The 21,077-nt window shown below is 68.6% G+C and carries 19 protein-coding genes; 8 read left to right on the top strand and 11 right to left on the bottom strand.

Annotated elements, in window-relative coordinates; translation table 11 throughout:
- Position 1: 1 nt before the first annotated feature.
- Genes ACFYTQ_RS25835 through ACFYTQ_RS25815 form a run of 5 tightly spaced genes read right to left on the bottom strand, consistent with a single transcriptional unit; the run spans position 2 to position 5,874 of the window.
- Positions 2-748, bottom strand: a complete 747-nt coding sequence (locus ACFYTQ_RS25835; protein WP_387366051.1) for an SDR family NAD(P)-dependent oxidoreductase — start codon at positions 746-748, stop codon at positions 2-4.
- A 36-nt stretch (positions 749-784) separates the two neighbouring features.
- Positions 785-1,540 carry an SDR family NAD(P)-dependent oxidoreductase gene (locus tag ACFYTQ_RS25830; RefSeq protein WP_387366048.1) on the bottom strand — a complete coding sequence of 252 codons (756 nt, stop codon included), beginning with the start codon at positions 1,538-1,540 and terminating at the stop codon, positions 785-787.
- A 26-nt stretch (positions 1,541-1,566) separates the two neighbouring features.
- Positions 1,567-1,827, bottom strand: coding sequence for a hypothetical protein (locus ACFYTQ_RS25825; RefSeq protein WP_387366045.1), 261 nt, complete (start codon positions 1,825-1,827; stop codon positions 1,567-1,569).
- A 19-nt stretch (positions 1,828-1,846) separates the two neighbouring features.
- Positions 1,847-3,772: a hydantoinase B/oxoprolinase family protein gene (locus ACFYTQ_RS25820; protein WP_387366042.1), complete on the bottom strand. Its 1,926-nt coding sequence runs from the start codon at positions 3,770-3,772 to the stop codon at positions 1,847-1,849.
- 11 nt (positions 3,773-3,783) lie between these two features.
- A complete protein-coding gene (locus tag ACFYTQ_RS25815; RefSeq protein ID WP_387366039.1) occupies positions 3,784-5,874 on the bottom strand; it encodes a hydantoinase/oxoprolinase family protein in 2,091 nt (696 codons plus the stop codon).
- 207 nt (positions 5,875-6,081) lie between these two features.
- Here ACFYTQ_RS25815 and ACFYTQ_RS25810 point away from each other — a divergent pair, with 207 nt between their 5' ends.
- From ACFYTQ_RS25810 to ACFYTQ_RS25800, 3 genes are all read left to right on the top strand, one after another.
- Positions 6,082-6,639 (top strand): nuclear transport factor 2 family protein, encoded by a 558-nt coding sequence (locus ACFYTQ_RS25810; RefSeq protein ID WP_387366036.1) that lies wholly within the window; start codon positions 6,082-6,084, stop codon positions 6,637-6,639.
- Positions 6,640-6,794: 155 nt separating this feature from the next.
- A complete protein-coding gene (locus tag ACFYTQ_RS25805; RefSeq protein ID WP_387366033.1) occupies positions 6,795-8,258 on the top strand; it encodes an aldehyde dehydrogenase in 1,464 nt (487 codons plus the stop codon).
- Between the two features lie 54 nt (positions 8,259-8,312).
- Positions 8,313-9,731 carry an MmgE/PrpD family protein gene (locus ACFYTQ_RS25800; protein WP_387366030.1) on the top strand — a complete coding sequence of 473 codons (1,419 nt, stop codon included), beginning with the start codon at positions 8,313-8,315 and terminating at the stop codon, positions 9,729-9,731.
- Here the strand turns inward: ACFYTQ_RS25800 and ACFYTQ_RS25795 are convergent.
- Together ACFYTQ_RS25795 and ACFYTQ_RS25790 are read right to left on the bottom strand one after the other, a co-directional pair.
- Positions 9,714-10,748, bottom strand: a complete 1,035-nt coding sequence (locus ACFYTQ_RS25795) for an MBL fold metallo-hydrolase (protein WP_387366027.1) — start codon at positions 10,746-10,748, stop codon at positions 9,714-9,716. The two genes, ACFYTQ_RS25800 and ACFYTQ_RS25795, sit on opposite strands and share 18 nt — an antisense overlap.
- A gap of 61 nt (positions 10,749-10,809) precedes the next feature.
- Positions 10,810-11,664, bottom strand: a complete 855-nt coding sequence (locus ACFYTQ_RS25790) for an SDR family NAD(P)-dependent oxidoreductase (RefSeq protein ID WP_387366024.1) — start codon at positions 11,662-11,664, stop codon at positions 10,810-10,812.
- A gap of 161 nt (positions 11,665-11,825) precedes the next feature.
- On the opposite strand from ACFYTQ_RS25790, the gene ACFYTQ_RS25785 reads away from it, so the two are divergent.
- Complete coding sequence (locus tag ACFYTQ_RS25785) at positions 11,826-12,563, top strand: FadR/GntR family transcriptional regulator (RefSeq protein WP_387366021.1); 738 nt, start codon at positions 11,826-11,828, stop codon at positions 12,561-12,563.
- A 23-nt stretch (positions 12,564-12,586) separates the two neighbouring features.
- On the opposite strand, the gene ACFYTQ_RS25780 is transcribed toward ACFYTQ_RS25785, so the two are convergent.
- From ACFYTQ_RS25780 to ACFYTQ_RS25770, 3 genes are all read right to left on the bottom strand, one after another.
- Positions 12,587-13,681: a CaiB/BaiF CoA transferase family protein gene (locus tag ACFYTQ_RS25780; protein ID WP_387366188.1), complete on the bottom strand. Its 1,095-nt coding sequence runs from the start codon at positions 13,679-13,681 to the stop codon at positions 12,587-12,589.
- Between the two features lie 92 nt (positions 13,682-13,773).
- Positions 13,774-14,556, bottom strand: coding sequence for an SDR family NAD(P)-dependent oxidoreductase (locus tag ACFYTQ_RS25775; RefSeq protein ID WP_387366018.1), 783 nt, complete (start codon positions 14,554-14,556; stop codon positions 13,774-13,776).
- Positions 14,557-14,570: 14 nt separating this feature from the next.
- Positions 14,571-16,139, bottom strand: a complete 1,569-nt coding sequence (locus ACFYTQ_RS25770; protein WP_387366015.1) for a class I adenylate-forming enzyme family protein — start codon at positions 16,137-16,139, stop codon at positions 14,571-14,573.
- Positions 16,140-16,251: 112 nt separating this feature from the next.
- Here ACFYTQ_RS25770 and ACFYTQ_RS25765 point away from each other — a divergent pair, with 112 nt between their 5' ends.
- The 4 genes from ACFYTQ_RS25765 to ACFYTQ_RS25750 are packed head-to-tail and all read left to right on the top strand — an operon-like array spanning position 16,252 to position 19,448.
- Entirely contained in the window at positions 16,252-16,716 is a 465-nt protein-coding gene (locus tag ACFYTQ_RS25765) for a VOC family protein (RefSeq protein ID WP_387366012.1), read from the top strand.
- Between the two features lie 8 nt (positions 16,717-16,724).
- A complete protein-coding gene (locus tag ACFYTQ_RS25760; RefSeq protein ID WP_387366009.1) occupies positions 16,725-17,912 on the top strand; it encodes a thiolase family protein in 1,188 nt (395 codons plus the stop codon).
- A 13-nt stretch (positions 17,913-17,925) separates the two neighbouring features.
- Positions 17,926-18,684, top strand: coding sequence for an SDR family NAD(P)-dependent oxidoreductase (locus ACFYTQ_RS25755; protein ID WP_387366006.1), 759 nt, complete (start codon positions 17,926-17,928; stop codon positions 18,682-18,684).
- The gene (locus ACFYTQ_RS25750) at positions 18,681-19,448 is read left to right on the top strand and encodes a crotonase/enoyl-CoA hydratase family protein (RefSeq protein ID WP_387366003.1); all 768 of its coding nucleotides are present in this window, start codon (positions 18,681-18,683) and stop codon (positions 19,446-19,448) included. Before ACFYTQ_RS25755 ends, ACFYTQ_RS25750 begins: the two co-directional genes overlap by 4 nt.
- Positions 19,449-19,493: 45 nt before the next feature.
- Here the strand turns inward: ACFYTQ_RS25750 and ACFYTQ_RS25745 are convergent, their stop codons facing one another.
- Entirely contained in the window at positions 19,494-21,077 is a 1,584-nt protein-coding gene (locus ACFYTQ_RS25745; RefSeq protein WP_387366000.1) for a class I adenylate-forming enzyme family protein, read from the bottom strand.

Here is a 21,077-nt window from a genome sequence, read left to right as displayed (position 1 = left end):
ATCACGGGCTCAACCGCTGCGCCTTTTTGATCCCGGCGCCACCGGCCAGATAGCCCCCGTCCACGGCGATGTCCTGACCGGTGATGTAGGTCGCTTCCCGGGATGCGAGGAAGACGACCGCATGGGCCACCTCGTGCGGCTGGGCCATGCGATTGTCGGGGATGTCCTCCAGGTACTCGGTGTAGTCCTCGGCCGAGAGCGATCTGCGCACGAGCGCGCTGTCGACCGGGCCGGGTGAGACGGAATTGCAGCGAATACCGAGTGGAGCGTACTCGAGCGCGGTTTGCCTGGTCAGTTGCAGCAGTCCGGCCTTCGACACCCCATAGGCGACCCGACCGAAACTCGCCCGGTGCCCGGCGATCGAGGTGATGTTCACGATCGATCCGTACCCGCTCGCGATCAGCAGGTCGGTGGACAATTGCGTAAGACGCAGCGCCGCGGTCAGATTCAGGTCGAGGACGTCGCGCCAGTCCTGCTCGCCGATCTCGCGCACCAGCCCCAGCCGGGCCATTCCCGCGCAATTGACGAGCACCGAGAGTTCGTCCAAGGCCGCGAAATACGCGCGGCACGCCGCGAAATCGGTGACATCGAGCGCGTCGGCCCGGACTCCTTGTGGCGCGGTCCATTCGGAGACCGCCTGGTCCCGGTCGACGACACGCACATCCCAGCCGTAGTCCCGCAGGCCGACCGCGATGGCTTCGCCGAGCGTGCCCGCGCCGCCGGTGACGAGGGCCGTGCCCTTACCCATTCGAATTCTCCCTTCTGCCTGAGACTTTCGGATACATCAGTCCCACAGCACACCGTTGTCGACATTGATCGACTGTCCGGTGATGCTGTCGGCGAGCGGACTGCTCAGGAAGATCACCGCGTTCGCGATGTCGACGGGTTCGGCGAGTTCCCCACGGGCCGAACGCTTTTTGAAGTCCTCGATCAGGCCCGGGTCCTGCTGGTCGAGGGCGTGGATCAGGTCGGTGTTCACCGTACCGGGCACGACCGTGTTCACATTGATTCCGAATCGGCCGAGTTCGTTCGCCGCGATGCGTGCGAGCACGATCCCGGCGGCCTTCGATACGGCGTAGGAGGCGTTGGACGATCCCTTCACTCCTTTACCCGACACCGACGAAATGTTCACGACTCGGCCGTAATTCCGCTCCTTCATATGACGGGCGACCCGCTGGAGGCAGAAGAACGTTCCCCGCGTATTGATGTCCTGAATTCGATCCCAGTCCGCCTCGCCGATGTCGAGGATCGGGATGCGTTTCGTGACACCGGCGTTGTTCACCAGAATGTCTATGCGCCCGTTGATTTCCACCGTCTTCGCGACCATCGCGTCGATCGCCGCGATATCGGCCACATCGGTGGCGACGAAGGTCGCCGTCCCGCCGGCGGCACGGATCTCGGACTCGACCCGGCCGCCGTTCACCTCGTCGCGATCGGCGATGATCACCCGCGCGCCCTCTTCGGCCATGCGCAGGCAGATGGCCCTGCCGATACCGGCCGCGCCACCGGTCACGATGGCGCTCTTGTCCCGCAACAGCATTCGTTCCTCCGGTCGTCGAACGGTGATCATCCGGCCCGCGAGGGCAGCCAATCGCGGGTGGGCGAGCGCCAGGCCGGCCAGTTGTCCTCGGGCAGTGGCACGGTGATCGACAGATGGTGGAAGCAGTCCTGGCACTTGACCACCATGCGCGGGCCGATGTAGTTGGCCACCGGGTAGCGCGCGACGTCGGTACCGCCGCACGCCGGGCAGACCGCGTCGACGGGTGTGCGCTCCACGTAGAGACGCTCGGCCTCCGGGCGGGGAAACAGCAAACGATCAACGGACATGTCGAATTCTCAACTCTCGTCAGATTTTCCAGTTCGATGGCCCGGCGACGGGCACTGACCAGGTGCCCGCCTTCAGCGCCTCGCCGAGTTCCGCACGCAGGGTCTCGGTCGCGGCGGCATCGACCACGCCGCTCTCGTCGACCACCACGCCGTAGAGGTCGCGGGCGGCCCGGGTACTCGTCAGGCCGTTCTCGACATCGGTGGCCACGCGGTGCGGGTCGCGTTCGAGCGGGCTGCCCCAGCCGCCGCCACCGCCGCACACCATGCGCAGCGCGTCGCCCGCCTTAAGGTGCAGGCCCGCGATCTTGCCGGTCTGATACCGGGTTCCGGCGCCGAAGGTTCCGTTGTTCGGGTCCGGGCGCCCGTTCTCGTCGAATCGGCCGAACAGCGGTTCGGCACCGGTCAGATCGAGCGGATCGTCGGCGTACGGGGCGGCCGGATCGTAGTTCGGGATGTACCAGCCGTAGGTCGGCATACCGGAGCCGCCGCCCTCGATGCCGGGCGCGCCCAGGACGACGCGATCGGTCGTGATCGACAGCACCACATCGGATTCCGCGTAGATCGTGAAGGTGGCGCCGAGGCCGCCGCGATGCTTGCCCGCGCCCGCCGTGTCGATCATCATCTCCTGCTGGGTGATGACGAGCGGGCTCTCGATCTCGATGTGTTCCTGCACCGACGTCCGGCAGTTGCCGACCGGGGGAACACAGAACGAGACACCGTCCTCCTTGTAGGTGCCGCCCCAGCCGCCGCCGGGAATGACGTAGGTGCCCCACGGGTTTCCCTCGCGTCCGGCCCGGCCGTCGATGCCGCCGAGCATGATCACGACGAAGGATCCGGTGTCGGAGGCGTAACTCTGCTCGAGCGCGTTGGCGAGCGCCTGGGACACCACATTGATGTTGCGCGAACCGATGTCGGGGTGATTGGACACGCTGGTCGGCGGCAGCGACTGCACCACGCTGCCCGCCGGCAGCAGTGTTTCGATCGGCCGCATCGTCCCCGAGTTGACGGGCGTCGAGGGGTCGATGAGCATCTTCACCGCCTGCACGCAGCGAGTGGCCTCACACCAGGCAGTGCCGACGTTGCCGAGCGGCTGGCGGCCCGATCCGGAGAAGTCGATCTCCATGGAATCGCCGCGCACCTTCACGGTCACGTGCACCGGGATCTTCTCGTCGACGACACCGTCCTCGTCGAGGAAGTCCTCCGCGGTGTAATCGCCGTCGGGGAGCTTCGCGATGCCCGCGCGCATGCTGGCCTCGGTCTGCTCGATGGCGTACATGCCCGCGGCGCGGACATTCTCGAAGCCACCGCGCTCGATGAGGTCGAGCAACTGCCGCTCGCCGATGACCAGGCAGCCGTAGAGGGCGCGAAGGTCGCCGAGCATCAACTGGGGAACCCGGTTGTTCTCGAGCATGAAGTTGAACGTGGGCCGCACCGGAATGTCGTTGGCGTACAACAAGGTCGGCGGGAACTTGAGGGGTTCCTCGAAGTGGGTCTGCATACCGTTCGCCAGCCCGCCGCTCACGGGACCGCCGACGTCGACCAGGTGCGTGGTGGACTGCACCAGGAATTCGACACGGCCGTCGACGAACACCGGACGGAACAGATTCACATCGGACTGGTGCACGGCGCCGCGCCAGGGGTCGTTGACGAAGACGATGTCGCCGGGCTGCATCCTGTCGACGTCCCAGTCGTCCATGACGAAGTTGACGATGTGGGTCGCGATGTAGGCGTGTTGCATACACCCCTCCCACAGGGCGACGGTCTCCCATCCGGCGTCGGTGCGCATGTGGATCGCCGCGGTGCAGTCGAGCATGTCGCGGGCGACCGGGGAGAAGGCGCTGCGCATCAGCGCGTCGAGCATCTCGCGAGTGACTTCGATCAGTCCGTATCGCAGGATGTCCAATTCGATGTCTACAGTGGAACTTTGGGCGTTGGTGGCGGTCATCGGTGCGTGCCTCAGCTCTTGCTCTCGATGATGAGGTTGGACATGGGGTCGAGGTGTGCGGTGCGGCCGGGCAGCACGAGGGTCGTGGCGAAGTCCTCGACCACCAGGCAGGGCCCGTCGACGGACTGTCCCGGCGCCAGACGTTCGCGGGAGTAGACCGCGGCCTCGACCGGGCCGTCGGTACCGGGCACGCGGAGCTGGATGCGGCGCAGCAGGGCGTCGCCGTCCTCGTGCTTGCTCGTGGCCACGCCGTGGTCGCGCGGGATGACGGCGGTGACCTCGAGAGTGCTGACGATCACCGGCAGTTCGGGAGCGGAGAAGCCGAACGATTCCTCGTTGAACGCGTGGAACCGCTTGCCGAAGTTCGCCGCCGCCTCCGCGTCGAAGACGCTGTCCGCCACCGCGATTCGGCTGTCCCAGGTCTGGCCGCCGTACATCGCGAAGATCGCGCGATCGAACCGCAGGCGGCTCACGTCGATGCCCTGATCCGCCAATTCCTTGCGGCAGCGGTCCTGCATGGTCCGGAACTCGGATTCGAAGCGCTCGGCGTTGGCGGCGTCGAGCGGCATCATGACCGACTGCGCGCGCGTCGTCATCAGATCGCTGCGCAACAGTCCGAGCGCCGAGAACTGGCCCACGTTCTTCGGGACGATCACGCGGTCCAGACCGAGAATCCGCCCGACCCGGTCGGCCAGCATGGGTCCGGCCGAACCCGAAGGCTGCAAGGCGAATTCGCGAACGTCGAGACCGCGGTACACCGAGATCGACCGCACCTTGGCGGCGATGTCCTGGCAGGCGATCTCGTAGGCGGCGTCGGCCACCGCGTGGGCCGACATGCCCCACTGCTCCCCCGCTCGGGTCAGCGCCGCGATCGCCGCGTCGACGTCGAGCCGGAGTGCGCCGCCCGCGAAGAGATCCGGCTGGAGGATGCCCATCGCGGCGCACGCGTCGGTCAGCGTCGCCCGGTCGCCGCCCCGCCGGTAGCAGGCCGGACCCGGGTTGGAACCGGCGGAGGCGGGACCGACTCCGATGGCGCCCAACGCGTTCGGCTGGATGAGACTGCCCGCGCCCGAGCCGATGCTCTCGACCTCGACCAGCGGCATGGTGAGGGTCAGTCCGGTCTCCAGCGTCCACAGATCGGTGAGCGGCGTGTTGCCGCCGACGATCGCGGCCACGTCGGTGCTGGTCCCGCCGACGTCGATGGTGAGCAGGTTGGGAACCGACGCCTCCTCGGCGAGTTTGACACTGCCGCTGACGCCGCCGACCGGACCCGATACCAGCTGGAACACCGGCGCCCGCCCGGCGGTGCGGAGCGTGGCGACGCCGCCGTTCATCATCATGATCCACAGCGTGCCGGTGAAACCCTGTGCGAGCAGGCGGTTTTCGAGCCGCTCGAGGTAGCCGACCACCAGCGGACCCACGTACGCGTCGAGCGCGACCGTGACGGTTCGCTCGTGTTCCTTCGTCACGGGGTAGAGCGCGGAGGTCTGTACATAGGCGTCGGGGAGTTCCTCGGCGACGATCTCGGCCGCGCGCTGTTCGTGGTCGCCGTTCACGTAGGAGTTCATGAAGCAGATCGCGACCGAGGTGATCCCGCGCGCCGCGAAGCCGCGGGCGGCCCGGCGGACGGCGTCCTCGTCGAGCGTGAGGAACTCCGAGCCGTCGTACTTCGTGCGCTCGGCGACGCCGATGCGGTTCTTGCGAGCCACGACCGGGCGCTCCTGATGCGGGCGCAGCCAGGTCGGATCGTAGAAGCGATCGCCGAATTCGCGGTGCTGGCGGCCGATGTCGAGCAGGTCGCGGTGGCCGCGCGTGGCCAGCAGGCCGGTGGGTCCGCCGGTGCGGCTGAGCAGGGCGTTGATGCCGACGGTGTGCCCGTGCACGATCTCGAGGACCTCGTCCGGCGCCACATCGATGGCGGCGATACTCGCCAGCACACCGTCTTCCTGCTGCGGTGTCGAGAGAACCTTGCTGTCCCGGACTTCGCGGGTCGCGAGATTCACGCCGATGACGTCGGTGAAGGTGCCACCGACGTCGATGCCGAGGACCCAGTCTCGCGACGCGGTGACCGGATCGCGGTTGCCGTCTGTAGGGGTGGACACGCGGATCCTTTCGAGGGGGTTTTTCGGAATCACTGCCAGTCGCATGTGACTGGAGCCACACCTGAAACTAGTACACTAGTTATCGACGCGGAACAAGAGTTCGGCGGAAAATCTCGGCAATCGATCCTGCTACGAGACGTTTCGGTGTTAACTATGATGCTAGTTAGCTCAGGGAATGTGAGCGGCAGCACTACGGGAGCACGGCACATGACAGATGAACGAACCCTGCGACGGTTGGCGGATACGCTCGAGATCCAGGCGCTCCAGGCGCGGTACGCACGCGCGGTCGACCGCCTGGACCTGGGACTTCTCCGCGAGGTCTACCACCCGGACGCCTACGACGACCACGGCGACTACAAGGGCGGGGTCGACGGCCTGCTGGCCTATGTCGAACGGCGGACGGGCAGCGCGTTGCAGGTCATGCACTTCCTGGGACAGACGCTGATCGACTTCGCCTCCCCCGAGGCCGCCGCCTGCGAGACGTACTTCATGACCGCTCATACGCTCGACGCCTCGCTGCGGGGGGCGTTCGGGGCGAGTCCGGGAACCGATCCGGTGCAGATCTCGATGTTCGGGCGGTACGTCGACCGTGTGGAGAAGCGCGACGGGCAGTGGCGCATCGCGCGCAGGACCTGTGTGTTCGAGGCGACCCGCCTGTTCACCGACCCCCAGCCGCCGATCAAAGCGGACTGGGCGCAGGCGAGCCGGGGCGACGGCAAGGATCCGATCTTCGGGCTGATCACCGAGCTACGGACCGAGTACTGATTCGCCGCAGGCGAATCGCGAGTGGCGGATCATTCAATTGACTTCGACCGCGCAGCGGGGGAGATTGAGAATGCGGCGCGCGGCACACAAGGGGTCGATCCTGTTGTGGCGCAACGGTATACACATTTTCGGTGCGACGACAAGGATGCTGTGCGGTGTGGCACGACAATGCTTCGCGGTTCTATATCGATGGACGGTGGATCGACGCGGCGACCGACGCGACCCTCGAGGTGCGGTCTCCGTTCACCGAGGAGTCCATCGCGCGGGTGGCCGCCGGTTCCCGAGCGGACGTCGACCGTGCCGTCGCCGCCGCTCGCCGAGCGTTCGATCACGGCCCGTGGCAACGTATGTCGCTGGCCGAGCGCGCGGCGATCGTCCGTACCTTCCGGGATCACCTGGCGGCCCACGCGACCGAACTGGCCGAACTCGTCACCGCCGAGATGGGCTGCCCGATCAGCCAGACGCTCACCTCGCAGAACGGGGCCGCCGTCGCCCTGCTGGATACCAATCTGGAACTGGCCGAACAATATCCGTGGGAGTCGTTGCGGCGGTCGGGGTTGGGCAACGCCCTGGTCGTGCGCCGGCCGATCGGCGTGGTCGCGGCGGTCGTGCCCTGGAACGCACCGGTCTCGGTCGCGATGCTGAAACTTGCTCCGGCTCTGCTGGCCGGTTGCAGTATCGTGCTCAAGCCGTCACCGGAGGCGCCGTTGAGCGCCCACCATCTGGCCGCCGCGGCCGATGCCGCCGGAATTCCGCCCGGCGTGCTGAACATCGTCGTCGCCGACCGTGCCGAGAGTGAGTATCTGGTCACCCATCCCGGTGTCGACAAGGTCTCGTTCACCGGGTCGACCGCCGCCGGGCGGCGCATCGCCACCTTGTGCGGCTACGACATTCGGCGCTTCACGCTGGAGCTGGGCGGGAAGTCCGCGGCGATCGTTCTCGACGACGCGGATCTCGACGCGGTGGTCGCCTCGCTGCGCTCGTTGTCGTTCCGGTACAACGGCCAGGCGTGCACCAACAAGACCAGGATCGTGGTGTCGCGCGCGCGGCACGACGAGGTGGTCGACGCGCTGGCGGAGATGATCTCCGGCTTCGCCCTCGGCGATCCCGCGGACAAGGCCACCGAGATCGGGCCGCTCGTTAGTCAGCGTCAGCGGGATCGGGTGGAGGAGTACGTGGCCGCGGGGTGGGCCGAGGGCGCGCAGGTGGTGGTCGGCGGTGGCCGCCCGGCGGCGTTCGACCGCGGCATGTTCGTGGAACCGACCTTGTTCGCCCGCGTCACCAACGATATGCGCATCGCTCGGGAGGAGATCTTCGGGCCGGTCGTCGGGGTCATCGCCGTGGACAGCGAAGCGGAGGCGGTCGCGGTGGCCAACGACTCCGACTACGGGCTGTCGGGAGCCGTGTACAGCGCCGATCCCGATCACGCCTACGCGGTGGCGACCCGATTGCGGACCGGCAGCGTCGAAATCAACGGGGCGGGAACGGGTTTCCACGCCGCGCTCGGCGGGTTCAAGCTCAGCGGCGTCGGGCGTGAGGCGGGCCTCGAGGGGTTCGACGCGTTCGTCGAGCTCACGTCCTTCGGCCTGCCCGCCGTCCTCGCCGACGGCCTCGGCTGAGCAGGGGGGCTCGGAAGACGCTCCCCCGCAACACAATTCAACGAAGGGACGACCGTGACCGACCGACGCGCCATCGACGGCTTGACCGACCGGCTCGCCGGTCACGTCGCGACCGTCGCGGAAGCCCCACCGACGCAACGGGATACGGAGATCGTCCGTCGCCTGTTGCTGGACAATTTCATCGTGTCGCTGTGGGGTATGACCAGGCCCGCGGCCGGGGAAGTCGCCGACTGGGCGCGGCGGTTCGCCGAGAGCGGGACGAGCGCGGTGCTCGGCCGCCCGTGGACGACGGATCCGTCGATCGCGGCTCTGGTGCACGGAACCGCTTCGCACAGTTTCGAATTGGACGACACCCACAATTCCACCGCGTCGCATCCGGGGGCGGTCGTCATTCCGGTCGCCCTCGCCGTCGCGGGCGAGCCCGGCCCGTCGCTGACCCGCGACCGGTTCTTCGCGGCGATCATCGCCGGGTACGAGGCGATGGCGCTCGTCGGTGAGGCCGCAGGCGGAATGGCCGCGGTGCATCGGGGATTTCACCCCACGTCCTTGTTCGGCGGTTTCGGCGGAGCGGTCACGGCGCTGGCCCTCCGCGCCGCACGGGACGGCAATGCGCTCGATGCCGACCTCGTCACGAAGGCGTGGGGGCTGGCGCTGTCCCAACCGAGTGGGTCGATGCAGTTCTCGGTCGAACCGACGGGCGGTGAGATCAAACGCGTGCACGCGGGGCTCGGCGCGCACAACGGGATTCGGGCGGCCGACTTCGCCGCCCTGGCGGCCGTGACCGCGCCGCGCCGCGCGCTCGAGGGCGCCTACGGGCTGGCCGCGAGTTTCGGTGCGCCGCCCCGCGAGGTATTGGACGACACACGGCTGCGAACTCGCCAAATAGACGCGCTGAGCCTCAAGCCGTACGCGTGTTGCCGCCTGTTCCACTCCACCATCGACGCGCTCGCGCTCGCGACCGACGGCTTCACCGCCGACCCCGGCGACCTGACCGATATCCTCGTCACCGGCCCGACGCTGATCGCCGAGCAGCACATGACACCGGCGGAATCATCGATGACGGCGCAGTACAGCTGTCCGTACGTCGTCGGAGCCACGCTCGCGTACGGGCCCAGCGGCTACGACGCCTACACCGAGGAACATCTCGACGATCCGAGGATCAGGAAGATCGCCGATCTCGTCCGATTCGAGGTCGACCCGGAGATGGAAAAGACCTACTACCCCGAGCATTTCGCGACGGCCGTGCGCCTGACCTACGCGGACGGAACGGTCCGGGAAGCGCAGGTCGTCGACAGCGTCGGGACGGCGGAGAACCCGATGACCGTCGACGACATCCGCGCCAAGGCCGACGGGCTGGCCCGATACGGATTGCCGGGCGTCGCCGACCGGTTGGCCGAGGTCATCTGGAGCGATTCGGCCGGACCGGCGCGACTCGGCGAGGCGTTGCACCGGGAATCACGCCGCGGGCGATGAGGTGAGCGACCAGTGGGCGATGCCCGCACGGTCCTCGCGGCGCAGGCGGCCCGTCGCGGCGAGCAGGTCCAGATGTTGCTGGGTCTCGACGACCGCGAGGGCGGCGTTGTAGGGCTCGAGGTCGTCGAGGCGGCGGTTCCTGCGCGTCCACGGGAGGTGGTCGGCGACCTCGTAGGCGGTGGCCGCGCCCGCTCCGACCGCCTGGACACACAGTTCGAAGCGGTGATCGTGGTGGCGCAGTAGTTCGTCGATGCGGACGTGGGTGCTGGGTGCGATCGGGCCGTGCGCGCCGAGCAGCACCATGTCGGGCATGCGGCGCACCTTGGCCAGGGAGTCGAGGTAGTTGCGCAGCGGGAGGTCGCTGCACGCCGATTCGAAGGCGACCGAGGGGGTGATTCTGGGGAGGATGTGGTCACCGGCATACAGCAGTCCGGCGTGCTCGTCGGCGAACACGAAATGGCCCAGCGTGTGGCCGGGAGTCGCGATCGCGCGCAGCTCCCGATCACCCGTCGTGAGGAACTCGTCGTCGGTGAGCCACGTCGTGGGATCGGGCCAGATCTCCGAGTCGGTGGGCTGCTCCTTCAACCACTGTCGCCAGCCGGGGATGAGCCGCTGCGCGCCCGCGGATTCCAGCGCCCGGATGTGGACGTCGCCGCCGGTCGGGTCGGCGCGCAGGATGGCCAGCGATTGCGATTCGCCCGCGCCGAGCCGCAGCGCGCAGCCGAGTTCGGCGGCGAGCGCGGCCGCCTGCGTGTAGTGGTCGCGATGGGCGTGGGTGACCAGGAATTGCGTGATGTCGCGCGTGGTCCGCCCGATCGTCGCCAGCGCGCGGTCGAACATCGCGCGCGACGCCGGTATGTTCCAGCCGCCGTCGACCACGGTGAGTCCCGCCTCGGTTTCCACGACGTAGACGTTGACCGCGGTCAGCGCGTCCATCGGGAGCGGCAGCGGCACCCGGTACACGCCCTCGGTCACCGGATAGACGCCCTCTTCGGACCATTGCTGCGTGTGCGGCATACGCCGATCTCCTCCTTGACGGGCCGAATGATGGTGGCGCTCAGGCACTTTCGTGCCAGGCTCAGCCCTCTCGACCCTCGCGAACGACCGCGGGACGACCGGTCATCCCGTGGTTCATCCCCGTCACTCCGTATTGCAGCGAGTTGGTGCCCATGAGGGTGCCGAGCCGATGTCCGATCGCGGTCATGCCGCCGTCCACCGAGAGCACCTCGCCGGTGATGAAGCTGGTGCGGGGATCGGTGAAGAACAGGATCGCCCGTGCCAGGTGCTCGGGCCGACCCATCTCCGGCCACGGCTGCGCCGCCGCGAAACTCTCCTCGGTGCGCCGACGGCCGCGCGGATTCAGCGGGGTCTCGATCAGGCCGGGATTCACGGTGTTCACCGCGATGCGGTGCGGAGCCAGTTCGGCCCCGAACACGCGGCTCATGTGGATCACCGCGGCCTTCGCCGCCGAATACGCCTGCGGCGCGGCATCACCCACCATTCCGGCCGCCGAGCCCACCGAAACGATCGAGCCACCCGTCCCCTGCGCGATGAGGATGCGCGCGACGTGTTTGATGCCGATGAACACGCCCCGGGTGACGACGGCGAAGGTCGCGTCCCAATCCTCCACGCGCAGATCGACCAGCGGCCCGAACGCTCCCCCGACCGCGGCGTTGTTGACGATGCCGTCCAATCCGCCGAACGTCTCGGCGAACCCGGTGATCGCGGCTTCCATCTCCGGTTCCGACGAGACGTCCGCGCGGGCCGTGGCCAGCCGCCCCTCCGCGACCGACGCCCGATGCTCCGCGCTCAACGCCTCGAGGGAGGCGGGATTGAGGTCGATGACGCCGACCGAGTCGCCCCGCTCGAGCATGGCCTCGACGGTCGCCTTGCCGATACCGCTGGCGCCGCCGGTGACGATGAACCTGCCCACAGTCCCGCCCTTCCCGCTGATATTTATTATTATGATTACACTTATAACAGAAGTACCACATCGGTCCAAGGGCCCGATCGCTGGGTGCGACGCACCGGTCTCGGTTTCGGCCGGACGAGGCCGAAGATGATAATGATCAGTCCGTCCAGCGAGGAGGAACAATGAGCCGGCGGTCCAATCGGCCACCCAAGATGGCGATCATCGCCGCCCAGCAGATCGTCGCCGACATCAACAAGCGCGGTAACGTGCCCGGTGACCGGCTGCCGCCCGAGCGCACGATGCTCGAACAGTTCCAGATCGGACGCGGGACGCTGCGCGAGGCGCTGCGATTCCTCGAGCTACAGGGTGTCATCGCCCTCAAACCGGGTCCCGGCGGCGGGCCGATCGTGCAGCGGCCCGACAGCTCGAGCCTGGAGACCACCCTCACCCTGCTGTTGCAGTTCGAGCACGCGCCCTACCGGTCCATCGCCGAGTCCCGCCTCGGTCTGGAACCGATGATGACGCGCCTCGCGGCGACCCGCATGTCCGACGAGTTGCGCGCCGAGCTGACGCACAGCGTCGACGAGATGCGCGCGCGGATCGACGATCAGAGCGTCTTCCTCGAGACGAACAAGCAGTTCCACTCGGTCATCGCCGAGGGCTCCGAGAATCCGATGCTCGGTTGCCTCATCGACGCGCTGCTCAACCTGCTCGACGGCAGCGCCATCGGTGTCGACTACCCCGAGCGGCGGCGACGCGCGGTGGTCAAGGCCCATCAGGAGATTCACGACGCGATCATCGCCGGGGATCCGGACGCGGCCGAGGCGGCGATGAAATCGCACATCCAGGAGTACCTGGCCTACCTCGACCGCACCCATCCCGAGGCACTCGAGTGGCCGATCGTCTGGGGCGCGCGCTGAACGCCGCGCGCCCTTCCCCGGCCTCACCGGATCGCGCCCGCCGCGCGTAAGGCGTCGACCTCGTCGTCGCTGTAGCCCAGATCGGCCAGGATGGCCGCGGTGTGCTCACCGACCATCGGGGTCGGCGTCGGCGCGCGCTCGCCCGCGCGTCGGAAGCGCGGCGCGGGCGCGGGATGCGCGGAGCCGTCGATGTTCCGAAAGGCGTTGCGGGCCCGCAGATGTGGATCGGCGAGCGATTCGGCGAGACTGAGCACCGGGGTCAGGCACGCGTCGCTGTCCTCGGTCAGTTCCACCCATTCGTCACGCGTGCGGGTGGCGAAATGCTCGGCCAGCCGCGCTTGCAATTGTGGCCAGCACGAGCGATCGTCACGCCGGGACATCAACGGATCGTCGGCGAGCCCGATGCGCTTCACCAACTCGGCCCAGAACTGCGGTTCCAGGGCGCCGACGGCGACCTCCTTGCCGTCCGCGCAGCGGTACGTGCGGTAATACGGGGTGCCGCCGTCGAGCAGGTTCGCCTCCCGCCGGTCCGCCCAGGTGCCTTCGCCCACGAAACCGCGAATCATGCCGTAGAGCGCGCCGACTCCGTCGACGATCGACGCGTCCACGACGTCGCCCTGTCCCGTGGCCCGCGCGCGCAGGACCCCGGCGACGATGCCGAGCGCGAGATACATTCCGCCACCGCCGAAATCGCCGACGACGTTCAGCGGGGGCACCGAGGGCCGGTCGGCGACACCGATCGGATGCAGCGCTCCCGCGATGGCGAGATAGTTGATGTCGTGTCCGGCGAGCCGCGCGTACGGCCCGTGCTGGCCCCAGCCGGTCATCCGTCCGTACACCAGCGCCGGATTCGCCGTCAGGCAGTCGTCGGGTCCCAGGCCCAATCGTTCCGTCACGCCGGGACGCATCCCCTCGATGAGCGCGTCGGCCCCGGCGACGAGGCGCAGCACGATAGCGCGCCCCGACTCCGATTTCAGATCGACGGCGATCGACCGGCGCGATCGGCCGTTCACCTCGAAGCGACGGTCGACCGGCGGCGAACCCGCGGCGCGATCGACGCGGATCACCTCCGCACCGAGATCCGCCAGCGTCATCGCCGCGAACGGCCCGGGTCCCATTCCGGCCAGCTCGATCACCCGCACGCCCGCCAGCGGCCCCCGCTCGGTCGTCTCGTTCTCCACTGTTGTCCTCACCTCTCGCCGGACGTCGATCACTGGTACCAGGTCGAGCGACCGCCGTCGGATGCGATGACCTGGCCGGTCGTGTTGCCCGACGCCTCGCTGAAGAAATGCAGGATCGGGCCGGTCATCTCCTCCGGCCCGGCCACCCGGCCCAGCGGGGTCGATCGGACGGCGTTGTCGAAGAAGCGCTTCGTCGCCTCGGGGTCCCCGCCCACGGTCGCGGCCAAGGGGGTGACGTGCAGTCCGGGCGCGATGCAATTCACCCGGATCCCGTGCTTTCCGAGTTCACCGGCCAGCGAGCGCGTCAGTCCGATGACCGCGCCTTTGGAGGTGGCGTAGATGTGGGTCGGGAACTGGACACGGCCCATGAAACCGTTGAGCGAGGAGATGGTGACGATGCTGCCGCCCCGGCCGGAGGCGATCATCCGCTCGGCCGCCTGCTGGCAGTTCCACACCGTGCCGTTGACGTTCACGGCGAGGACCCGGGCTACCTCGTCCTCGGTGATCTCGGTGACCGAGTGCGGGGGCGAGACGATCCCGGCGATGGTCGCCAGATAGTCCACCCTGCCCCAGGTGCGGTCCACCACGTCGTAGGCCGCGGCGACCTGGTCGCGGGAGGCGATATCGGCGCCGAAGGCGCGGTAGTTCTCGTGCTCGATATCCGATCGTTCCACCACTTCGGGGAGATCGATGCCGAGGACCCGTGTCCCGCGGTCGAGGAGGGTCTGCACGACATTGCGGCCCATCGGTCCGCACGCGCCGGTGATCACGGCGACCTTGCCCTGCCACTCCTGGAGAATGTTCGCAGTCATCGTTTCGGTTCCCATCAGCCGACGTTGCGGTCGCTGCCCGCCCAGTACGCTCGGCGCAGGTCGCGCCGCATGAGTTTTCCGCTGGAGGTCTTCGGCAGTTCCTCGACGAACTCGACCCGGCGCGGCAGTTTGTAGCCCGCGATCGCGGCCCGGCAGCCGTCGATGATGTCCGTGTCGGTGACCGTGCTCCCGGGTTCGGCGACGACCACCGCCAGCACGGTCTCGCCCCACTTCGGATCGGGAACGCCGACGACCGCGACCTCCTGCACTCCCGGCACGGCGGCGATCGCCGCCTCCACCTCGCTCGGGAAGACGTTGAATCCGCCGGAGACGATGAGATCGCGTTTGCGGTCGACGATGTACAGGTAGCCGTCGTCGAACCGGCCCACGTCGCCGGTGCCGGTCCACCCGCCCTCGAGCACGAAGGCCGCCGATTCGTCCGGCAACTTCCAATAGCCGCGCATCACGTTGTCGCTGCGCACCTGGATCTCGCCGATCTCCCCCGCCGGGACCTCGTTCCCGTCGGCGTCGGTGATGCGAACCTCGATGAAGGGGGCCACCCGCCCGGCCGAGGCGAGCCGCGCCGGAACCTCCCCGTCGGAGACGACGTGATCGCTCTTGTACAGCACGGTCAGCGGCATCGGCAGTTCCGTGAGGCCGTAGCACTGCATGAATTTCGGGCCGAACGCGGCGATCGCGCGGGCCAGCCGATCGGGGGCCATCGGTGAGCCCGCGTAGATGATGGTGTCCAGCGAGCTGGTGTCGTACTCCGCCGACTCGAGCTGCTCGGTCATGAGGTTGACGATCGTCGGCACGACGGGAATCACGGTGACGCGGTACCGCTCGATCAGTGCCAGCGCCTCGTGCGCGTCGAAGTCGGGCATGAACACCTGCCGGGCCCCGCGAATCGAATAACACAGTCGCAGCCATCCGGCCAGATGGCTCAACGGCGCGACCAGCAGCACGGTGTCGCGGGGCGGTGACGAGGGGAATTCGGCCAGCATGTTCCGCATGGTGGCCATGATCGAACGCTGAGTGTGGATGACGCCCTTGGGATTTCCCGTCGTCCCGGAGGTGTAGGGCATCCACGCGAGGTCGTCCAGCCGCCAGGTATGCGGCGGTACCGGCGAGCCCGTGGCCAATCGCGGAATCGTGTGGCCGTCGTCGGCGGCGGTGGCGCCCACGACGATCGCCCGTGCTCCGGCCTCGGCCAGCGCGCGTTGCACGTCGGCGCGTCGGTCGTTGTCGACCACGACGACCTCGGCGTCGGCATCGGCCGCGATGGCGGCGATCTCGTTGGCGTGCAACCGGAAGCTGACGGCCACACGCACATAACCGCCCCAGAACATCGCGTGGTCGAGCATCGCGTACTCGGGGCCGTTGCGCTGCGCCAGCACCAGCCTGGCGCCGGGCGCGAGACCCAGCTCGGCGAGACCTCCGGCGAGGCGGGCGGCCGTCTGCCCGAGTTCGCCATAGGTCAGCTCGGAGCCGTCGGCGAGCACCAGCGCCGGACGAGCGGCGAAGTTCGAATAACTGCGTCGCAGCAGGTCAGCGACGGTATGCGCGAAGCTGTAAGAGTCCACGTGACATCTCCATCCTTGCCTGGGCCGCGCGCTCGACACGCGCTGGCGGCGGCCCGGATAGATAGATATCATAATCACCAATATGATAGTTCCGGAACGGAAGGACGCATCGATGAAGGCGCGGCTCAGCCATGTGGCGGTCCCTGTCCCGAAGCTGGAGGAGGCGTGCCGCTTCTACGCTCGTCTCGTCGGAGCGGATTCGGTGCGCGTGTCGGGGATTCCGGAGATCGGCGTGCGCAACGCGTTCGTGGCCATCGGGGACAAGGTGTACTTCGAGATCATCGAGACCGCCGACGGCGGGCCGGTGCGCGTGCTCGACGACGTCTTCGAGCACGGGCAGCAGATGATGTGCATGGAGTGCGAGGACGTGCCCGCGACGGTCGCGCAGCTGGTGGCCGACGGTTTCGGGGACGCGATCATCGACCTGCCGAAGAATCCCCGCACCCCCTCGCTGCCGTTCGATCGCGCCTGGGTGCGCCGGACCGCGCGCGGCGACTTCTCCATGGAACTGGTCCCGACGGGCGCGGTCGCCGAGCTGTACGCGCAGGCCACCGTCGTGCCGGTCGAGGAACTGTGAGGCCGGAGATGACCGCTACCGCCTACATCGTCGACGCCGTCCGCTCTCCCATGGGCCGCGGCCGCGAGGGGGGAGCCCTGGCCGGGCTGCACCCGGTCGATCTGCTCGCGCAGACCTTTCAGGCGCTGCTCGCCCGCACCCCCGACCTCGACCCCGGTGACGTCGACGACGTCCTGGTGGGTTGCGTGAACCAGATCGGCGAGCAGTCCGGAACTCCCGGCCGGATGGCGTGGCTGGGCGCGGGGCTGCCGGTCCATGTGCCCTCGACCACCATCGAGCGCAAATGCGGTTCGAGTCAGCAGGCCGTGCACTTCGCCGCCCAGGGCATCATGGCCGGGGTCTACGACATCGCGATCGCCGCCGGTGTGGAGTCGATGAGCGCGATCCCGATCGGTAGCAACCGCAACGGGAAGAACCCCTTCGGCGTGGGCGTCGACACCCGCTACGCACCGGGTCTGATCCCGCAGGGCGTCTCGGCCGAGCTGGTGGCGGCCCGCTGGGGCATCGACCGGCGGGCGCAGGACGCCTACGCCCTCGAATCGCATCGGCGCGCCGCGGCGGCCGCCGACAGCGGGGCCTTCGATCGGGAGATCGTCCCGATCACCACACCCGAGGGCACGGTCACCGCGGACGAGTCGATCCGGCGGGGCGGCACGCTCGAGAAGCTGGCCGCGCTGCCGACGCCGTTCCGCAGCGACGCCATGTCCGAACGCTTCCCGCAGATCGAGTGGTCGGTGACCGCGGGGAACGCCTCGCAGATCACCGACGGTTCGGCCGCCCTGCTGCTGATGAGCGAACGCGCGGTCCGGCGCCTCGGGCTCACGCCCCGCGCCCGCGTGCACACCATGACCGCGGTCGGCGACGACCCGCTGCTCATGCTGACCGGCCCGATTCCCGCCTCCCAGAAGGCACTTCGGCTGTCCGGACTCGGGATCGACGACATCGGGCACTTCGAGGTGAACGAAGCGTTCGCGCCGGTGCCGCTGGCGTGGGCCGAGGAACTCGGTGTCGATACCGACCGGCTCAACCCGCGCGGAGGAGCCATCGCGCTCGGTCACCCCCTCGGCGCCACCGGCGCCCGCATCATGGCCACCATGCTCTGCGCCCTGGAGGACGAGGGTCACCGCTACGGCCTGCAGGCGATCTGCGAAGCGGGCGGCATGGCCAACGCCACCATCATCGAGCGACTGTCGTAACAAAGGAGTACGAGTGAAGATCCCAGGATCGAGCGCCCTGGTCACGGGCGGCGCGTCCGGCCTCGGCCGCGCGAGCGCGGAACGGTTGGCCGACAAGGGCGCCCATGTGGTGATCGTCGACCTGCCGACCAGTGACGGCGCGACCGTCGCGAAGGAACTCGGCGGCACATTCGCCCCGGCGGACGTGCGCGACGGCGATGCCGTCGCGGCCGCGGTCGCCACCGCCGCCGAGGTGGCCCCGCTGCGGATCCTCGTGCACTGCGCGGGCCGGGGCGGTTCGGTGCGGGTGGTCGAGAAGGACGGCAGGCCCGGTGACCAGGAGTTGTTCGACACCGTCGTCGGCATCAACCTGTCCGGCACGTTCAATGTGCTGCGGCACGCGGCGGCGCAGATGGTGACCAACGAACCGGTCGACGGCGAGCGCGGCGTCTGCGTTCTCACCGCGTCGGTCGCCGCCTTCGAAGGCCAGATCAGCCAAACACCTTATGCCGCATCGAAAGCCGGTGTCGTCGGCATGACCATCGTGGCCGCCCGCGATCTCGCCTCGCGCCTGGTCCGGGTGAACACCATCGCGCCGGGCGTCTTCGACACTCCGATTCTCGCCCGCTTCACCGACGAGATCCGGGCCGGTCTGGCCAAGCAGATCCCGCATCCGAGCCGGCTCGGCGATCCCGCCGAATTCGCCGGACTGGCCACGCACATCGTCGAGAACGCGATGCTCAACGGCGAGACCATCCGCCTGGACGGCGCGATCCGGATGACGGCCCGATGAGCGGGGACGAACTCGTCGTCGAAGAGCACGGCCGCGTCCTCGTGCTGCGGCTCAACCGCCCGCGGGCCCGCAATGCCGTGAATCTCGCGCTGGCCACCCGGATCGCGGCGGCGCTGGACACCCTCGACGAGCGCACCGATCTGTCGGTGGGCATCATCACCGGCAACGGTCCCGCGTTCTGCGCGGGTATGGACCTCAAGGCCTTCGCCGCGGGCGAACGTCCCGTGGTCGAGGGGCGAGGCTTCGCCGGTCTGGTCCGCCGTCCGCCGCGCAAACCGCTGATCGCCGCCGTCGACGGCTTCGCACTGGCGGGCGGCTTCGAGATCGTGCTGGCGTGCGACCTGGTCGTCGCCTCGACGAGTGCGGTCTTCGGGCTGCCCGAGGTACGCCGCGGCCTGGCCGCCGCCGGAGGTGGCCTGCTGCGCCTGCGCGAGCGCCTGCCGTACCACATCGCGATGGAACTCGTCCTCACCGGCGACATCCTCGACGCGCCACGCGCATACGAATACGGCCTGGTCAACCGCCTCACCGAACCCGGACAGGCCCTCACCGCGGCGCTCGAACTCGCCCAGGCCATGGCCGCGAACGCACCGCTGGCGATGGCCGCGTCCAAGCGCGTCTTCGTCGAATCGCGCGACTGGACCGACGCCGAGGGCTTCGACCGGCAGGAAGCCTACGTCGATTCGGTCCGCCGCTCGAACGACGCCCGCGAGGGGGCCACGGCCTTCGCCGAGAAGCGGGCACCGGTCTGGTCGGGCACCTGATCGGAAAGGGGGCCTCCCGGACAATCGGGAGGCCCCACACCGCGGTCACTCGGTGGTCGAGAGGCCCAGGGCGGCGGCGACCTCGGGCGCGATCGCCCGCTTGAGAATCTTTCCGTTGGAATTGCGGGGCAGCGAAACCTCGCTCAGGACATAGTGTTTGGGCCGTTTGTAGGGCGCGAGGTGCTGTTCGCACAGTGCTCGCAGTCGGCTTTCGACGGCCGCGGGATCGGCGGTGGCCGGTTCCAGCACCACCACGGCCGCCGGGGTCTCGCCGAATTTGGGGTCGGGCACGCCGACCACCGCGCACTCCCGCACGCCGGGGGCGCGGTGCAGGAGTTCCTCGATCTCGCGTGGATAGATGTTGAGGCCGCCGGAGATGATCAGTTCTTTGAGCCGCCCGGTGATGGTCACGTAGCCGTCCGCGTCGATGTCGGCGAGGTCGCCGGTGTTCAGCCAGCCGTCCCGGAACGCCTTCGCGGTCTCCTCGGGCTGGTTCCAGTATCCGGTCATGGTCGCCATCGACCGCACCAGCAGTTCTCCGCTACCCGACGGGCGCACCCGCTGGTCCGCGGTGCGCACCGCGACCTGGCTAATCGGCATCGGCCGCCCGGCCGAACCGACGTGTGCGAGCGCCTCGTCGGCGCCGAGCACGACGACGACCGGGGGGAACTCCGACAGTCCCATGCCCTGGCACAGCGCCACACCCGGCGCCTTGTCGGCGAAGATCTCGAGCAGGGTGCGCGGCACCGGGGCGCTGCCGGTGAGCAACCAGCGCAGACTCGAATTCGCCAGGCGCGCAAGCAGTTCCGGCTCGCGCGCGATATCGCTCAGCAGACTCGGCGGCAGGAACGTGTGCGTGATGCGCTCGTCGACCAGCATGGTCACCACCGACTCCGCGGTGGCCCCGCCGAGCCCGCGGATATGGCTCGAGCCGCCCGCCCACACCAGCGCGATGCCGAGGACATGCATCCCGGCCGCCCACGACAGCGACGACACGACGCCGGAGCGGACGCCGCCGTCGAGTCCCAGCGCGTGCCACTGTCCCATCGCGTTCCACAGCACGCCGTTGTGCCAGTGCACCGCGCCCTTCGGGCGCCCGGTGGTTCCCGAGGTGTAGATGATCGTCATCGGATCGTGCAGGTCGGGTCCGGCGATCTCGCGCTCGGGATCCGCGTTGGCGATGAGCGACTCGTAGGCCACGAATCGATCCGCGCGCCGCGGGGCCCGCGTGGTTCCGGCCCCGACCGCCCATTCGACCCGGGCATCCAGGTGCGCGACCCGCTCGGCCACGTAGTCGTCGTAGACGAGCGCCCGCGCTCCGCTGTCGCCGAGGACGTGATCGATCTCGGAGGCGACCAGCATGATGTTCACCGGAACGCTGACGAAACCCGCTGCGGCCAGGGCGAAATAGGTCTCCACCCATTCCCGCCGGTTGTTCATCATCAACGCGACGCGGTCGCCCTTCACCAGACCGAGATCGAGCAGACCACCCGCGAGTGCCCGTGCCCGATCACGCAATTCGACGAAACTCACCGAATCGCCGTCGGAGAATCCGAACGCCTCCCGGTCACGCCACGGCGCCCGCGCCGACCGGTCGAGCACACCGAACACACCGCGTTCGAGCTGCAT

Source organism: Nocardia sp. NPDC004068, assembly GCF_042874315.1.
GTDB lineage: Bacteria > Actinomycetota > Actinomycetes > Mycobacteriales > Mycobacteriaceae > Nocardia.
This window is presented reverse-complemented; position numbering and strand designations above follow the sequence as displayed.

Excerpts from the sequence above, each read along its gene's own strand:
- ACFYTQ_RS25775 (WP_387366018.1), bottom strand. The coding sequence starts at position 14,556 with ATGACTGCGAACATTCTCCAGGAGTGGCAGGGCAAGGTCGCCGTGATC.
- ACFYTQ_RS25810 (WP_387366036.1), top strand. The coding sequence starts at position 6,082 with ATGACAGATGAACGAACCCTGCGACGGTTGGCGGATACGCTCGAGATC.
- ACFYTQ_RS25830 (WP_387366048.1), bottom strand. The coding sequence starts at position 1,540 with ATGCTGTTGCGGGACAAGAGCGCCATCGTGACCGGTGGCGCGGCCGGT.
- ACFYTQ_RS25820 (WP_387366042.1), bottom strand. The coding sequence starts at position 3,772 with ATGACCGCCACCAACGCCCAAAGTTCCACTGTAGACATCGAATTGGAC.
- ACFYTQ_RS25835 (WP_387366051.1), bottom strand. The coding sequence starts at position 748 with ATGGGTAAGGGCACGGCCCTCGTCACCGGCGGCGCGGGCACGCTCGGC.
- ACFYTQ_RS25750 (WP_387366003.1), top strand. The coding sequence starts at position 18,681 with ATGAGCGGGGACGAACTCGTCGTCGAAGAGCACGGCCGCGTCCTCGTG.
- ACFYTQ_RS25760 (WP_387366009.1), top strand. The coding sequence starts at position 16,725 with ATGACCGCTACCGCCTACATCGTCGACGCCGTCCGCTCTCCCATGGGC.
- ACFYTQ_RS25825 (WP_387366045.1), bottom strand. The coding sequence starts at position 1,827 with ATGTCCGTTGATCGTTTGCTGTTTCCCCGCCCGGAGGCCGAGCGTCTC.
- ACFYTQ_RS25785 (WP_387366021.1), top strand. The coding sequence starts at position 11,826 with ATGAGCCGGCGGTCCAATCGGCCACCCAAGATGGCGATCATCGCCGCC.
- ACFYTQ_RS25765 (WP_387366012.1), top strand. The coding sequence starts at position 16,252 with ATGAAGGCGCGGCTCAGCCATGTGGCGGTCCCTGTCCCGAAGCTGGAG.
- ACFYTQ_RS25780 (WP_387366188.1), bottom strand. The coding sequence starts at position 13,681 with ATGGGACCCGGGCCGTTCGCGGCGATGACGCTGGCGGATCTCGGTGCG.
- ACFYTQ_RS25745 (WP_387366000.1), bottom strand. The coding sequence starts at position 21,077 with ATGCAGCTCGAACGCGGTGTGTTCGGTGTGCTCGACCGGTCGGCGCGG.
- ACFYTQ_RS25795 (WP_387366027.1), bottom strand. The coding sequence starts at position 10,748 with ATGCCGCACACGCAGCAATGGTCCGAAGAGGGCGTCTATCCGGTGACC.